The organism is Phyllobacterium lublinensis (assembly GCF_020164435.1).
GTDB lineage: Bacteria > Pseudomonadota > Alphaproteobacteria > Rhizobiales > Rhizobiaceae > Phyllobacterium > Phyllobacterium lublinensis.
This window is the reverse complement of record NZ_JAIUDQ010000009.1, coordinates 126578-141971: the sequence shown is the minus strand read 5'-3', so window position 1 is coordinate 141971 and position 15394 is coordinate 126578. Positions and strand designations below refer to the sequence as shown.

The window sequence follows — 15394 nt, the reverse complement described above, 5'->3', positions numbered from 1 at the left end:
TGCATTCGTTTTACGATGGACGAAGAGAGTAGGACAGGTGCGAAATGCTCGCTGATAAAGACCGCATCTTCACCAATTTGTATGGCCTCAAGGACAAGTCCTTGAAAGGCGCAATGTCGCGCGGCCATTGGGATGGTACCAAGCAAATCCTTGAGAAGGGACGGGATTGGATCATCAATGAAATGAAGGCATCGGGATTGCGCGGGCGCGGTGGCGCCGGGTTTCCGACAGGTCTCAAATGGTCCTTCATGCCGAAGGAAAGCGACGGCCGGCCACACTATCTGGTCGTGAATGCTGATGAATCCGAGCCTGGCACCTGCAAGGATCGAGATATCATGCGCAATGATCCTCATACCTTGATCGAGGGTTGCCTGATTGCCGGCTTCGCGATGGCGGCAAACACCTGTTACATTTACGTACGCGGCGAGTACATCCGCGAGCGTGAGGCGCTGCAGGCGGCGATTGACGAATGCTATGATGCGGGTCTTCTCGGCAAGAATAACAAGAACGGCTGGGACTATGATATCTTCGTCCATCATGGCGCAGGCGCTTACATCTGCGGTGAGGAAACGGCTCTGCTCGAAAGCCTTGAGGGCAAAAAGGGTCAGCCGCGTCTGAAGCCGCCATTCCCGGCCAATATGGGCCTGTATGGTTGCCCCACCACTGTGAACAATGTGGAGTCGATCGCCGTGGCGCCGACCATCCTGCGCCGTGGCGCTGCATGGTTCTCAAGCATTGGTCGGCCCAACAATGTCGGCACGAAGCTGTACATGCTTTCGGGTCATGTTAATCGTCCGTGCACGGTCGAAGAAGAGATGGGCATCACATTCCGAGAATTGGTCGACAGGCATGCTGGCGGCATTCGTGGCGGCTGGGACAATCTGCTTGCGGTCATACCTGGCGGCGCGTCGTGTCCAGTTGTTCCCGCAGCCGACATCATCGACTGCCCAATGGATTTCGACGGGCTGCGCGGTGTCAAATCCTCGTTCGGAACCGCCGCCGCTATCGTGATGGACAAGTCAACTGACATCGTTCGCGCGATCGCGCGTATTTCGTATTTCTTCAAGCATGAGAGCTGCGGCCAATGCACCCCATGCCGTGAAGGCACAGGCTGGATGTGGCGCGTTCTGGAACGCATGGTTGTCGGCAATGCCCAGAAGCGGGAAATCGAAATGTTGCTCGATGTCACCAAGCAGATCGAGGGTCATACAATCTGTGCTCTCGGCGATGCGGCAGCCTGGCCTGTCCAGGGGCTGATCCGGAACTTCCGTCCGGAAATTGAACGCCGTATCGATGAATTTTCACGCAACGCGGCGTCAAGCCCTGTGCTTGTCGCTGCTGAATAGGGTTCATGGGTGATGCCAGAGACCGGAAACAAACGAACGGGTGCGGACTGGACGGCAATCATGCCGAAACAGATAGTGCCGGCTGCCAATCTGCTGACGCCTCAACTGGGCGCGGCGGCGGCTGTCTCCGCACTTGGTTTTGGTTTCGCTAGCCAGATATGGGGGCTATGGGCTGGTGCCATAGCCGGCGCCCTCGATGCGAACGCGACGTTCAAACCGATGGCGAAACCAGCGAGCATTCCTGCAACCGACGTGGATGCACTGAAGACGATCATTCGCAAGAGGTCGTCGGATCATTCGCCGAAGCGCGTCGAGGCTCCGGTCCTGGAGTCGCATCAGCCCGCCGCAGTCGAGAATCCGGTTCAGCCGGTTGTGATCGAAACTGCAATTGTGTCCGACAATCTGAAACATATTTCCGGAATCGGACCCAAACTTGAACAGGTTTTAAAGGGTATGGGTATTCATACCTATGCGCAGATTGCGGCCTGGACGCCCGAGGAAGTCGCTCAAGTCGACGATCGGTTACAGTTCGAAGGCCGTATCCTGCGTGACGACTGGGTAGGGCAGGCAGCTGCTCTGGCCGAGAAGAGCAAAGATTAAATAGCGCTGGCGAAACCCGGCGTGCATGATTGAAGGCATTCGGCCATAGGGCGGAAATGCCAGATGAAATGCGGATTGTTCCGCGAGGTTGGACAGACGATGGCAAAGATCAAAGTCGACGGTAAGGAAATCGAGGTACCGGATCACTACACGCTTCTGCAGGCAGCAGAAACTGCGGGTGCGGAAGTGCCGCGATTCTGTTTCCATGAGCGTTTGTCGATCGCTGGCAATTGCCGCATGTGCCTGATCGAAGTGAAGGGCGGACCGCCCAAGCCCGCAGCATCATGTGCCATGGGCGTGCGTGATCTTCGCCCCGGCCCGAACGGTGAAACGCCGGAAATCTTCACCAATACGCCAATGGTCAAGAAAGCCCGTGAAGGCGTGATGGAATTTCTGCTGATCAACCATCCACTGGATTGCCCGATCTGCGATCAGGGCGGCGAGTGTGATCTCCAGGATCAGGCAATGGCATTTGGCGTGGATTCTTCCCGCTACAAGGAAAACAAGCGCGCTGTCGAAGACAAATATATTGGTCCGCTCGTCAAGACGATCATGACGCGCTGCATTCACTGCACGCGCTGCGTCCGGTTCACGACAGAGGTTGCCGGCATCTCCGAGCTGGGCCTGATTGGTCGCGGCGAAGACGCCGAAATCACGACCTATCTTGAACATGCAATGACGTCGGAATTGCAAGGCAATGTTATCGACCTTTGCCCGGTAGGAGCACTGACTTCAAAGCCATATGCGTTCCAAGCGCGCCCATGGGAGCTCAACAAGACTGAGTCCATCGACGTGATGGATGCGGTCGGATCGGCCATTCGCGTCGACACGCGTGGACGTGAGGTGATGCGCATTCTTCCGCGCGTCAACGAACAGGTGAATGAAGAGTGGATTTCAGACAAGACCCGCTTCATCTGGGATGGCCTGCGCACGCAGCGCCTGGATCGTCCCTATATCCGCAAGGACGGCCGGTTGGTGGCAGCAAGCTGGCCGGAAGCGTTCGAGGCGATCAGGACGGCCGTTGCCGCGACGAAGGGCGACAAGATTGGTGCCATCGCCGGTGATCTGGCGAGTGTCGAAGAGATGTACGCGCTCAAATCCCTCATGATTGCACTCGGCTCCGCCAACATCGACGCGCGTCAGGATGGCTCCGTGCTCAATCCGGCCAATGGAAGGGCCTCCTATATCTTCAATCCGACCATTGACGGCATCGAACAGGCCGATGCGATCCTGATCGTCGGTTCCAACCCGCGTTTTGAAGCATCCCTGCTGAATTCACGGATCCGCAAGCGCTGGCGTGCTTCCGGCACGCCCGTTGCCTTGATCGGCGAGCAGGCCGATCTGCGATACAAATATGAATATCTGGGCGGTGGGGCCGAGACGTTGGCCGACCTTGCTGCTGGGTCAGTCAAGTTCCTCTCCGTGCTGAAGAAAGCAAAGAATCCGATGATCATCGTCGGGCCAGGCGCTCTTTCACGTCCGGACAGCGCATCCGTGCTCGGCCTTGCAGCCAAGATTGCCGCCGACACGGGCGCTCTGTCCACTGAGTGGAATGGCTTTGGCATTGTCCATGCAGCCGCCAGCCGCGTTGGTGCGCTGGATATCGGCTTCGTACCTGGCAAGGGCGGCAAAACCGTTGCCGCGATGAAGGGCAAGCTTGATGTGCTCTTCCTGCTTGGCGCTGACGAGCTGGATTGGGCCAAGAAAGACAAAGCCTTCACAGTCTATATCGGTACCCACGGAGATCAGGGTGCCCATAACGCTGATGTGATCCTGCCTGGTGCGACCTATACGGAGAAATCGGGCACGTTTGTGAACACCGAAGGCCGCGTTCAGATGACCAATCGCGCCGGCTTTGCACCGGGCAATGCCAAGGAAGATTGGGCGATCTTGCGAGCTCTGTCAGACGTTCTCGGCAAGAAATTGCCGTTCGACTCGCTGGCAGCCTTGCGTTCGGCCCTCTATGCGGAGTATCCGCATCTCGCTGCAGTCGACTCGATTGCCGCCGGTGACCCGGCCGACATCGGGAAGCTGGCAACCGTATCGGGTGCCGTTGACAAGACGCTCTTTGTATCGCCGATCAAGGATTTCTATTTGACCAACCCGATCGCGCGCGCCTCTGCCGTCATGGCCGAGTGCTCAGCGCTCGCCAAGGGTGGCTTCAAGCAGGCAGCCGAGTAGGCGGGAAGAAATTGATATGGAAGAAATTTTCGCAACCTACATCCTGCCGCTGCTGATCATACTTGGCAAATCCTTGCTTTTGCTGGTGGTGATGCTGCTCATCATTGCCTATTTGCTTCTGGCCGATCGCAAGATCTGGGCGGCCGTGCAGTTGCGTCGCGGCCCCAATGTTGTCGGTCCTTTTGGCCTGCTGCAATCCTTTGCCGACCTGCTCAAGTTCGTCGTGAAGGAACCCATCATTCCCTCTGGCGCAAACAAGGGGATTTTTCTGCTGGCGCCGCTCGTTTCGTCTGTCCTTGCGATGGCGGCCTGGGCGGTCATTCCGGTCAATGAAGGCTGGGCCGTCGCCAACGTCAATGTTGGCATTCTCTACGTCCTGGCCATCTCGTCGCTGGAGGTCTACGGCGTGATCATGGCGGGATGGGCCTCGAATTCGAAGTATCCGTTCCTCGGTGCTTTGCGCTCGGCTGCTCAGATGGTGTCGTACGAAGTATCGATCGGTTTCGTCATCGTCACCGTCTTGCTCTGCGTCGGCTCCTTGAATTTGACCGATATCGTAACAGCGCAGACGAATGGCCTTGGCACGATGCTCGGCTTGCCGAATTCGTTCCTCGATTGGCATTGGCTCGGCTTGTTCCCGATGTTCATCATCTTCTTCATTTCGGCATTGGCGGAAACCAACCGTCCACCTTTCGATCTGGTAGAGGCTGAATCCGAACTTGTTGCCGGGCACATGATCGAGTACTCGTCGACAGCGTTCCTGCTGTTCTTCCTTGGCGAGTATGTCGCGATCACGCTCATGTGCGCCTTGACGACCATTCTCTTCCTTGGAGGCTGGCTGCCACCGGTGGATATCTGGATCCTCAACTGGGTACCCGGAGTCGTCTGGTTCCTTCTGAAGCTTTTCTTTTGCTTCTTCATGTTTGCCATGGTGAAGGCGTTCGTTCCGCGCTACCGCTACGACCAGCTAATGCGCCTTGGCTGGAAGGTTTTCCTTCCGATCTCGCTCTTCATGGTCATCGCCACTGCGGCCTTCCTTAAAATCACGGGGCTTACGCCATGAGTTCACTTGCACAAGCTGCAAAATCGCTCCTGCTTCTGGAATTCGTCGGAGCTTTCTTCCTGTCGATGCGGCAGTTCTTTGCGCCAAAGGCGACCTTGAACTATCCGTACGAGAAGGGTCCGCTGAGCCCGCGTTTTCGTGGTGAACATGCGTTGCGTCGCTATCCCAACGGGGAAGAGCGCTGCATTGCGTGCAAGCTCTGCGAGGCGATTTGCCCGGCACAGGCCATCACCATCGAGGCCGGACCGCGCCGCAATGACGGCACGCGCCGAACCGTGCGTTATGACATCGACATGGTGAAGTGCATCTATTGCGGCTTCTGCCAGGAGGCTTGCCCGGTTGATGCCATCGTCGAAGGTCCGAATTTCGAGTTCGCCACGGAAACCCGTGAAGAACTCTACTACGACAAGGACCGGCTGCTCGCCAATGGCGATCGCTGGGAGCGGGAACTGGCGCGTAACATAGCGATGGACGCGCCGTACCGGTGAAATTGAGTGCGCGCTTGTGTCCTCGGCAGGTAGCTTCTACCGGGCGGGAACATGCGCTAATAGGCAGCGAATGCACGAAACATCGTGAATCGCATGAGCAATTTCAGGGATTATGGGAACCGGTTTCCCATCCCGAAATGCGCTAGGACGAAGTTAGAAATGGCAGGCAGACCTGCCGGAACGGAAATCGGGGGAACCCATGCTGACAGGTATCGCGGCGGCGTTTTTTTACCTATTCGCCTTCATAACCGTCGCCAGTGCGTTCATGGTGATTGCGGCACGCAATCCCGTGCATTCCGTGCTGTTCTTGATCCTTGCATTCTTTAATGCCGCGGGCTTGTTCCTGCTGACCGGCGCTGAATTCCTGGCGATGATCCTTCTCGTGGTCTATGTCGGAGCGGTTGCGGTTCTCTTCCTCTTCGTCGTCATGATGCTGGACGTGGATTTTGCTGAACTGAAGAGCGGTGCCTTGCAGTATGCGCCGATCGGCGCACTTGTCGGTCTGATCCTGGCTGCGGAGTTGATCATCGTGCTTGGCGGATCGGTATTCGCGCCGAAATTGGGCACGACGGCGTTCCAGCCGACACCGGATGTTGCTACGCGCACCAACACTGCGGCACTCGGCGACATTCTCTACACGGACTATATCTACTTTTTCCAGATCGCGGGTCTCGTGCTGCTCGTTGCGATGATTGGAGCAATCGTGCTCACGCTTCGCCACAAGCCAAACATCAAGCGCCAGAACGTTGCGGAGCAGGTCGCCCGTACACCCGCGACCGCTATCGAGGTCAAACAGGTTGAGACAGGCAAGGGCCTGACAGAGGTGTCATGATGGAAATTGGTATCGCACACTACCTGACCGTATCTGCCCTGCTTTTTACGCTTGGTATCTTCGGCATCTTTCTCAACCGGAAGAACGTCATCGTCATCCTGATGTCCGTTGAATTGATCCTGCTTGCCGTGAACCTCAACTTCGTGGCGTTTTCCGCTGCGCTGGGTGATCTGGTGGGCCAGATTTTTGCTTTGTTTGTACTGACCGTCGCTGCCGCCGAGGCGGCCATCGGTCTTGCTATTCTCGTCGTTTTCTATCGCAATCGCGGGTCGATTGCCGTGGAAGACGTCAACATGATGAAAGGTTGACGGGGGCATGCTGTATCTGGCGATTGTCTTCCTTCCGCTGCTTGGCTTCCTGATTGCGGGGCTGTTTGGTTCCTCTATCGGCGCGAAGGCGAGCGAGTATGTTACGACCGGGCTGCTGATCATCTGCGCAGTGCTGTCCTGGATTGCCTTTGGCACAGTTGCACTCGGGCATGGTGAGGCGTTCAAGGTGCCGGTTGCGCATTGGGTCGAGTCGGGGTCGTTGAGCTTCGATTGGTCACTGCGCATCGATACGCTGACTGCTGTCATGCTGGTCGTCATCAATACCGTGTCGGCACTCGTCCACACCTATTCAATCGGCTACATGCACCATGATCCGGATCGGCCGCGCTTCTTCGCCTATCTTTCGCTTTTCACCTTCGCGATGTTAATGCTGGTGACCGGCGACAATCTGGTCCAGATGTTCTTCGGCTGGGAAGGGGTGGGTCTTGCATCCTATTTGCTGATCGGTTTCTGGTACAAGAAGCCTTCCGCCAACGCCGCAGCCATGAAGGCGTTCATTGTCAACCGTGTCGGCGACTTTGGCTTCCTGCTTGGCATTTTTGCGCTTTTCGTACTTTTCGACACTGTCCAGTTCGATACGCTGTTTGCTTCTGCCGCGCAGTATCTGCCCGCGGAAGGGGCGAGCGAGGGCGGTCAGACGGTACTGAACTTCCTCGGCTATACCCTCGACAAGCAGGGCGCCATCACGATCGCCTGCCTGCTGCTCTTCATGGGCGCGATGGGCAAGTCCGCACAGTTCCTGCTTCACACATGGCTGCCTGATGCGATGGAAGGCCCAACACCAGTATCGGCACTGATCCATGCTGCGACAATGGTCACGGCCGGAGTCTTCATGGTTGCTCGGCTGTCGCCGATCTTTGAACTGTCGCATACGGCCTTGATTGTCGTTACTTTTATCGGTGCCACGACCGCCTTCTTTGCCGCCACCGTTGGTCTTGTGCAGAACGACATCAAGCGCGTCATTGCCTATTCGACCTGCTCGCAGCTGGGCTACATGTTCGTGGCGTTGGGTCTCGGCGCCTATGGCGCCGGCATTTTCCACCTCTTCACACACGCTTTCTTCAAGGCATTGCTGTTCCTCGGTGCAGGCTCGGTGATACACGCCGTCTCCGATGAGCAGGACATGCGTCACATGGGCGGCCTGCGCAAGTTGATCCCCCAGACCTATTGGATGATGATCATCGGGACCATCGCGCTGACGGGTCTTGGCATTCCGGGAACGCTCATTGGTACCGCAGGCTTCTTCTCCAAGGACATGATCATAGAATCGGCCTATGCATCGCATAGCCCGGTCGCCGGTTACGCCTTCATTCTGCTCGTGGTTGCGGCCGTCTTTACCAGCTTCTATTCGTGGCGCCTGATATTCATGACATTTCATGGCAAGCCGCGGGCGAGCCACGAGGTCATGCATCATGTGCATGAATCGCCCTATGTCATGCTGATTCCATTGTTCATCCTGGCCTTTGGTGCATTGTTCGCCGGTGTTGGCTTCCGCGAATACTTTTTTGGCCATGAGTATGCCGAGTTCTGGAAGGGCGCTATTTTCACCGGCCCCGAGAACGAAATTCTCGAAGAGCATCACCATGTGCCGTTCATTGTTGCGATGTCACCATTCCTGGCAATGGCCGCAGGGTTTGTTGTCGCTTGGTACTATTACATCCGCTCGCCCGAGGCGCCGAAGCAGCTTGCTGCCAACCATCCTGGACTTTACCAGTTCCTGCTCAACAAGTGGTACTTTGACGAACTCTACGATTTCCTGTTCGTTCGCCCGGCAAAGGCGCTAGGCCGCTTCCTCTGGAAAAAGGGCGATGGCTGGCTGATCGACGGACACGGCCCGGACGGAATTTCGGCGCGCGTTGTTGACGTCACCAACCGGGTGGTTCGCCTGCAGACCGGTTACCTTTATCATTATGCGTTCGCGATGCTCATTGGGGTCGCCGCGCTCGTCACGTGGATGATGCTCGGGAGCAACTTCTAATGACCGACTGGCCAATTCTCTCGACCGTTACTTTCCTGCCATTGGTCGGTGCCCTCATTATCCTGTTGATCCGGGATGACAGTGAGGCGGCGACGCGCAACATCCGCGTCGTGACGCTGTGGACGACGATCATCACGTTCCTGCTGTCCTTGCCGATCTGGTACTATTTCGACAATGGCCAGGCCGGCTTCCAGTTCGTCGAAAAGACCGCCTGGCTCGACTCCGGCATTTCCTACCATATGGGCGTAGACGGCATATCAATGCTGTTCGTGATACTGACGACGTTCCTGATGCCGTTGTGCATACTGGCAAGCTGGGAGGCGATCCAGAATCGCGTCAAGGAATACATGATTGCGTTTCTCGTACTGGAAACGCTGATGATCGGCGTGTTCTGTGCGCTCGATATCGTCTTGTTCTACGTTTTCTTCGAAGCCGTTCTCGTACCGATGTTCATCATTATCGGTGTGTGGGGCGGGAAGCGCCGCGTTTATGCCAGCTTCAAGTTCTTCCTTTACACGTTGCTCGGCTCGGTACTCATGCTGCTGGCCATCATGGCCATGTACTGGCAGGCCGGTACAACCGATATCCCGACCCTGCTCGCCTATAAGTTCCCGGCCTCACTGCAGACATGGCTCTGGCTGGCATTCTTTGCCTCCTTCGCCGTGAAAATGCCGATGTGGCCGGTTCACACCTGGCTACCGGACGCTCACGTGGAGGCACCGACCGCCGCATCTGCAATTCTGGCCGGCATCCTGTTGAAACTGGGCGGCTACGGATTCATCCGCTTCTCCATTCCGATGTTCCCGATCGCGTCGGCCGATTTTGCTCCATTGATCTATACGCTTTCGGTTGTCGCCATCATCTACACATCGCTCGTCGCACTGATGCAGGACGACATCAAGAAGCTGATTGCCTATTCCTCCGTTGCCCACATGGGCTACGTGACCATGGGTATCTTTGCCGCCAATGAGCAGGGTATCCAGGGCGCTATCTTCCAGATGCTTTCGCACGGGTTGGTATCCAGCGCGCTGTTCCTGTGCGTGGGTATCGTCTACGACCGGACACATACGCGTGAGATCAGGGCCTATGGCGGTCTGGTCAATAACATGCCCAAATATGCGGTGGTGTTCATGATTTTCACCATGGCCAATGTGGGCCTGCCAGGGACCTCGGGCTTTGTCGGGGAGTTCCTCACTCTGCTCGGTGTTTTCCGCGTCAATACCTGGGTTGCGCTCTTTGCCACCAGCGGTGTCATTTTCTCTGCGGCTTACGCGTTGTGGCTTTACCGCCGGGTCATATTCGGGGTGCTGGACAAGGATAGCCTGAAGTCACTTCTGGATATGACGCCGCGCGAAAAGGCAGTGATCTATCCGCTGGTAATCCTGACGATCTTCTACGGCGTCTATCCAATGCCCGTCTTTGATGCGACCGCAAGTTCCGTGCACGCCGTCATCAATCAATACAATAACGCGCTGTCGTCAGCTGCCACACTGGCACTGAAGTAGCAGGAAGAGGCCGAATCGACATGATTGCCAACTTGACGCTTATGGCACCTGAACTGCTGATAACAGTGGGTGCGCTGGCTCTCCTGATGATCGGGGCGTTTTCCGGTGAGCGGGCAAACGGCCTGGTCAGTACTCTGGCCATAGCTTTGCTGCTCGGTGCGCTGGCATTGGTCGTTCTCTTTCCGGAGGATGGCCATGTGTTCGGACGCGCGTTCGTCAGCGATCCGTTTTCGCGTTTCATGAAAGTCCTGACGCTGGTCGGTTCGGTCGTGGCCCTGGTCATGTCGATGGGCTTCGCCAAGGCCGAAAAGTTCGACAAATTCGAATTCCCGATATTGATCATGTTGGCGACGCTCGGCATGTTGCTGATGATCTCGGCAAATGACACGCTGTCGCTTTATCTCAGCCTCGAATTGCAGTCGCTTTCACTTTACGTTGTGGCGGCGATCAACCGGGATAATGTCCGCTCGACGGAAGCAGGCCTGAAATACTTTGTACTTGGCGCATTGTCATCCGGCATGCTGCTGTACGGCATCTCCCTGGTCTATGGTTTTACTGGCCATACCGGCTTCGAAGCAATTGCTCAGGCTCTTGCGAGCGAGGAGCGGCAGCTTGGCGTAGTCTTCGGTCTTGTCTTCATCCTGGCTGGCCTGTGCTTCAAGATCTCGGCCGTGCCGTTCCATATGTGGACGCCGGACGTCTATGAGGGTGCGCCGACCCCGGTGACGGCCTTTTTCGCCAGCGCGCCGAAAATGGCTGCCATGGCCTTGTTGACCCGCGTCGCCGTCGAGACTTTCCAGCCGATCACCCATGACTGGCAGCAGGTTATCGTGTTCGTTGCGATTGCATCGATGATCCTCGGCGCATTTGCTGCAATCGGTCAGCGCAACATCAAGCGGCTGATGGCCTATTCGTCGGTCAGCCACATGGGATACGCGCTTGTCGGCCTCGCTGCCGGCACAGTTGTTGGCGTTCGCGGTGTAGCGATCTACATGCTGATCTATCTGGTAACGACACTGGGCACATTTGCTTTCATTCTTGCCATGCGGCGCAAGGAAGGAAACGTGGAGCAGATCGGCGATCTGGCAGGGTTGTCACGCACCAATCCGATTATGGCAACAATCTTGACCATTCTGATGTTCTCGCTGGCCGGTATTCCTCCGCTCGCCGGTTTCTGGGGCAAGTGGTACACGTTCCTGGCGGCAATGCAGGCCAACCTTTACGCTTTGGCGATTATCGGCATCGTCGCATCGGTCGTGGGCGCGTTCTACTATCTGCGCATCATCAAGATCATGTGGTTCGATGAGCCAGTAGGCGCGTTTGTCCCGATGTCGGGTGAACTACGTCTCGTGCTCGGCGTATCCGGTATGCTGGTCCTGTTCTACGTCCTGATCGGTGGACCGGTCAGCACCTATGCGGAAGCTGCCGCCAAGACCTTCTTCTGAGAATCCCGATGGGATTCTCGCTCTCGCCACTGGCCCAGCAGAACGGCTTTCGGCTCGAAGCGTTCGAAACGATCGGCTCGACCAACGCAGTCGCCCTCGAAAGGGCGCTAGACGGTGATCCGGGCAAATTGTGGCTGGTCTCGAAGAAGCAGGAAAGCGGACGCGGCCGGCGCGGCCGGGCCTGGGCCACGTCCGAGGGGAATCTTGCAGCTTCACTGCTGTTGGTCGGTCATTTTGAGCTCAAGACAGCGGCAACGCTGGGTTTCGTTGCGGGGCTGACACTGGCTGATGCTTTGGACGCTGTATGTCCCTCCGCTAATTTTATGGTTGGCCTCGACGGCGCCGAGAATGCTGGTGTGGGCAAATCTCCGTTGCGCGTCGAACTCAAATGGCCGAACGATCTTTTGGCCAACGGGGCGAAGCTCGCAGGGATACTGCTTGAATCGACCCATTTGCGGGATGATCGCTTGGCCTTGGTCGTTGGAATTGGCGTCAATGTCGTTTCCTATCCCGAAGGTGTTCCGTACCCGGCCACGTCGCTCGCAAGGCTCGGTGCCGATTGTGATGCGGAGACGCTCTTTTTAGCACTATCCGACGCCTGGGAAGACAATAGCCGGGTTTGGGATGAGGGGCGGGGCCTCGCTGAAATCCGCAAGCGTTGGCTCGCGCGTGCAGCAGGGCTTGGCTGTGAAGTCGCTGTCCGGGTCGACGGGAACGTCCTGCGTGGTATATTCGAAACAATTGATGAAGACTGCCGCTTTGTCATCCGCGATAATGATGGACAACGGGTGAAGATCGCCGCCGGTGACGTCCATTTCGGTGCAGTGGCGTCAGCCAATGCCCAATAGTGTTCAGGTTCTAGGAGTATAAATGGCAATTTCCGATCAGGCCGAGCTTGTTTTCCTTCCCCTGGGTGGTGTCGGTGAAATCGGGATGAATCTGGCCATGTATGGCTACGGTCCTGCGCACAAGCGGGAATGGGTTGTCGTTGACATGGGCGTGAGTTTTGCCGGCCCAGACCTTCCGGGTGCCGATCTTGTCTTGCCGGACATCCGTTTTCTGCAGGCGGAGCGTAACAACCTCAAGGGCATAGTGATCACGCATGCCCATGAGGACCATTACGGCGCTTTGCTGGATCTGTGGCCGTTGCTGAACGTTCCAGTTTTTGCATCACCCTTTACTGCTGGCCTGCTTGACGCAAAACGCCAGTCGGAACCGGGCGCGCCGGACATTCCGGTAACCATCTATCGCGCCGGCGAGACATTCAATGTTGGTCCTTTCGAATTCGAGGCGATATCTGTCACGCATTCGATTCCGGAGCCGATGTCGCTGGCGATCAGGACGCCGCTCGGCCTGGTCGTTCATACCGGCGATTGGAAAATGGATCCCGAACCGTCGCTGGGACCTTTGATCAACGAATCTCGCTTTCGCGCGCTCGGTGACGAGGGCGTGCTCGCAATGATGTGCGACTCCACCAATGCGCTGCGAGATGGCGAATCTCCGTCGGAACTTGAAGTCGGCGAAAGCCTTCGCGAGATCATCGAGAAGGCGCGCGGACGCGTGGCGATCACGACCTTTTCATCCAATGTGGGGCGAATTCGTTCGATAGCATTGGCCGCTCGTGACGCCGGACGCCAAGTCCTCGTGCTCGGCCGCTCGATGAAGCGGATGATCGATGTTGCGAGCGAACTCGGCTATCTCGATGGCGTGCCGGAATTCTTGTCAGAGGATGATTATGGCTTCATTCCCCGCGAAAATATCGTTGTTATTCTGACGGGAAGCCAAGGAGAACCGCGGGCGGCGTTGGCGAAGCTGGCGCGCGACGAGATGCGCAGTGTCGCGTTGTCGGCGGGTGACACGGTAATCTACTCATCGCGACCCATTCCGGGTAACGAAAAGCCGATTATCGAGACGAAGAACCTCCTGATCGAACAGGGTATCCACGTGATTTCCGATGGCGATGCCTTGGTGCATGTTTCTGGACACCCACGTCGCAATGAATTGAAGCGCATGTACGAATGGGTGCGCCCGCGCATTCTCGTTCCGGTGCATGGCGAGGCAGCACATCTCGTAGGGCAGGGGTCTCTGGCCGCTATGGCTGGAATCCCGGAGGTGCCGCAGGTGCGCAACGGCGATGTGTTGCGCCTGGCGCCCGGCAGAGCCGAGATCATCGACCAGGCACCTTTTGGACGATTGTACAAGGACGGCAAACTTATTGGCGACGAGGAAGAGGTCGGGATCGCCGAACGTCGCAAACTTTCCTATGTGGGCCATGTCGCCGTGTCGATGCTGCTTGACGAGAGATACAATATCGTCGAGGACCCGGAGATCGTACCAATCGGCCTTCCTGAAAATGATGCGGAGGGAGAACTGCTCGAGGATTTGCTTTACGACGCGGCGGTCGGCGCGGTTCAAAGCATTCCGCGCGAAAAGCGCAAGGATATTGCCATGGTGCGCGAGGCCGTGCGCCGGGCGGTTCGCGCTGCGACCAATGAGGTCTGGGGCAAGAAGCCGGTTGTGACCGTCTTCGTCACCCGGCTTTGAGGTAATACAATGCTTGGCCGTCTCAACCACGTCGCGATTGCAGTACCGGATATGGCGGCCGCGTCCACGATCTACCGTAACATGCTTGGCGCAAGGCTGACGGACCCGCAAGCTTTGCCGGAACACGGCGTTACAGTGGTTTTCATCGACGTTGGCAATACGAAGATCGAACTGCTTGAACCTCTGGGTGCGGATTCGCCAATTGCCGCATTTCTGGTAAAGAACCCCGCAGGTGGTATGCACCATGTCTGCTACGAAGTGCCCGATATTCTTGCGGCGCGTGATCGGCTAAAAGATCAGGGCGCACGCATTCTCGGTGATGGAGAGCCAAAAATTGGCGCGCACGGAAAACCTGTGCTGTTTCTTCATCCGAAGGACTTCAACGGGACACTGATTGAACTGGAGCAAGAGTAATGCCAATTGCTACCGCCATGGCGGTCTATTTCATCCTGTGGTGGCTGACACTCTTTACCATGCTGCCGATCGGTCTCCGGACCCAGGGTGAGGAAGAGGATGTCACGCTTGGCACTCCGGCGAGCGCGCCTCACAAACATCGGATGGGCCGGGTTTTTCTGCTCACGACGCTTGTTTCCGCCGTTATCTTTGCCATTTTTTATTTCGTAAACCAGAAGCTGGGATACGGCGTAGAGGACTTACCCGTGTTTTTTCCTCAGCTGAGATAGGTCGAAAATCCCGACTTACTAGCGAAAATTGAGGACGGGGACGACTTCACGTTTGTTAGCCAACAAATCAGTCTACGTGCCACCTTGCGCAGTTTCGCCGGTTCTGACGTCCCTTGGTTCGCCATTCAAAGCCCAGGAATACGCGGCTGGCCAATCGGGTGCTACTCCATCCAATTCTGACAGCTTACTTTAGCAGAACCTAGTAACGCATTGAAACGCCATTTATAGACAAAAAAAATGCAAGGCTTTCGCCTTGCATTTTAAGATCGCGTCCGACCTTATTCCACTTGCGTGGCGGCTGCGGTTAACCGCGCCAAAGGTCACATCCTCCCAAGACTTTGACCGCGTAGGAAAGCAGAAATATTCTTACTTTCTCCTTATGATTAAAAAAATAGCGGAG

Annotated in this window: 14 protein-coding genes; all 14 read left to right on the top strand. The window is 56.6% G+C overall.

Annotated elements, in window-relative coordinates:
* The first annotated feature begins 44 nt into the window (after window positions 1–44).
* Window positions 45–1346, top strand: coding sequence for an NADH-quinone oxidoreductase subunit NuoF (nuoF, locus tag K9U38_RS13310; protein WP_224494819.1), 1302 nt, complete (start codon window positions 45–47; stop codon window positions 1344–1346).
* Window positions 1347–1406: 60 nt separating this feature from the next.
* The gene (locus tag K9U38_RS13305; protein WP_224494818.1) at window positions 1407–1946 is read left to right on the top strand and encodes a helix-hairpin-helix domain-containing protein; all 540 of its coding nucleotides are present in this window, start codon (window positions 1407–1409) and stop codon (window positions 1944–1946) included.
* 99 nt (window positions 1947–2045) lie between these two features.
* Window positions 2046–4127: an NADH-quinone oxidoreductase subunit NuoG gene (gene nuoG, locus K9U38_RS13300; RefSeq protein WP_224494817.1), complete on the top strand. Its 2082-nt coding sequence runs from the start codon at window positions 2046–2048 to the stop codon at window positions 4125–4127.
* Window positions 4128–4143: 16 nt separating this feature from the next.
* Window positions 4144–5190: an NADH-quinone oxidoreductase subunit NuoH gene (gene nuoH, locus K9U38_RS13295; RefSeq protein ID WP_224494816.1), complete on the top strand. Its 1047-nt coding sequence runs from the start codon at window positions 4144–4146 to the stop codon at window positions 5188–5190.
* A complete protein-coding gene (gene nuoI, locus K9U38_RS13290) occupies window positions 5187–5678 on the top strand; it encodes an NADH-quinone oxidoreductase subunit NuoI (protein ID WP_106712202.1) in 492 nt (163 codons plus the stop codon). Before nuoH ends, nuoI begins: the two co-directional genes overlap by 4 nt.
* 199 nt (window positions 5679–5877) lie before the next feature.
* Window positions 5878–6510 (top strand): NADH-quinone oxidoreductase subunit J, encoded by a 633-nt coding sequence (locus tag K9U38_RS13285; protein ID WP_224494815.1) that lies wholly within the window; start codon window positions 5878–5880, stop codon window positions 6508–6510.
* Window positions 6510–6818: an NADH-quinone oxidoreductase subunit NuoK gene (gene nuoK, locus K9U38_RS13280; protein WP_099999304.1), complete on the top strand. Its 309-nt coding sequence runs from the start codon at window positions 6510–6512 to the stop codon at window positions 6816–6818. The genes K9U38_RS13285 and nuoK overlap by 1 nt, the downstream gene beginning before the upstream one ends.
* A gap of 7 nt (window positions 6819–6825) precedes the next feature.
* Window positions 6826–8817 (top strand): NADH-quinone oxidoreductase subunit L, encoded by a 1992-nt coding sequence (nuoL, locus tag K9U38_RS13275; RefSeq protein ID WP_224494814.1) that lies wholly within the window; start codon window positions 6826–6828, stop codon window positions 8815–8817.
* Entirely contained in the window at window positions 8817–10322 is a 1506-nt protein-coding gene (locus K9U38_RS13270; RefSeq protein ID WP_224494813.1) for an NADH-quinone oxidoreductase subunit M, read from the top strand. Before nuoL ends, K9U38_RS13270 begins: the two co-directional genes overlap by 1 nt.
* Window positions 10323–10342: 20 nt before the next feature.
* Window positions 10343–11767, top strand: coding sequence for an NADH-quinone oxidoreductase subunit NuoN (gene nuoN / locus K9U38_RS13265; protein WP_224494812.1), 1425 nt, complete (start codon window positions 10343–10345; stop codon window positions 11765–11767).
* 8 nt (window positions 11768–11775) lie between these two features.
* Window positions 11776–12615, top strand: coding sequence for a biotin--[acetyl-CoA-carboxylase] ligase (locus tag K9U38_RS13260; RefSeq protein WP_224494811.1), 840 nt, complete (start codon window positions 11776–11778; stop codon window positions 12613–12615).
* Between the two features lie 22 nt (window positions 12616–12637).
* Window positions 12638–14311 carry a ribonuclease J gene (locus K9U38_RS13255; RefSeq protein ID WP_224494810.1) on the top strand — a complete coding sequence of 558 codons (1674 nt, stop codon included), beginning with the start codon at window positions 12638–12640 and terminating at the stop codon, window positions 14309–14311.
* A 9-nt stretch (window positions 14312–14320) separates the two neighbouring features.
* A complete protein-coding gene (mce, locus tag K9U38_RS13250; protein ID WP_224494809.1) occupies window positions 14321–14725 on the top strand; it encodes a methylmalonyl-CoA epimerase in 405 nt (134 codons plus the stop codon).
* Window positions 14725–14994: a DUF1467 family protein gene (locus tag K9U38_RS13245; protein ID WP_224494808.1), complete on the top strand. Its 270-nt coding sequence runs from the start codon at window positions 14725–14727 to the stop codon at window positions 14992–14994. The genes mce and K9U38_RS13245 overlap by 1 nt, the downstream gene beginning before the upstream one ends.
* Window positions 14995–15394: the final 400 nt, after the last annotated feature.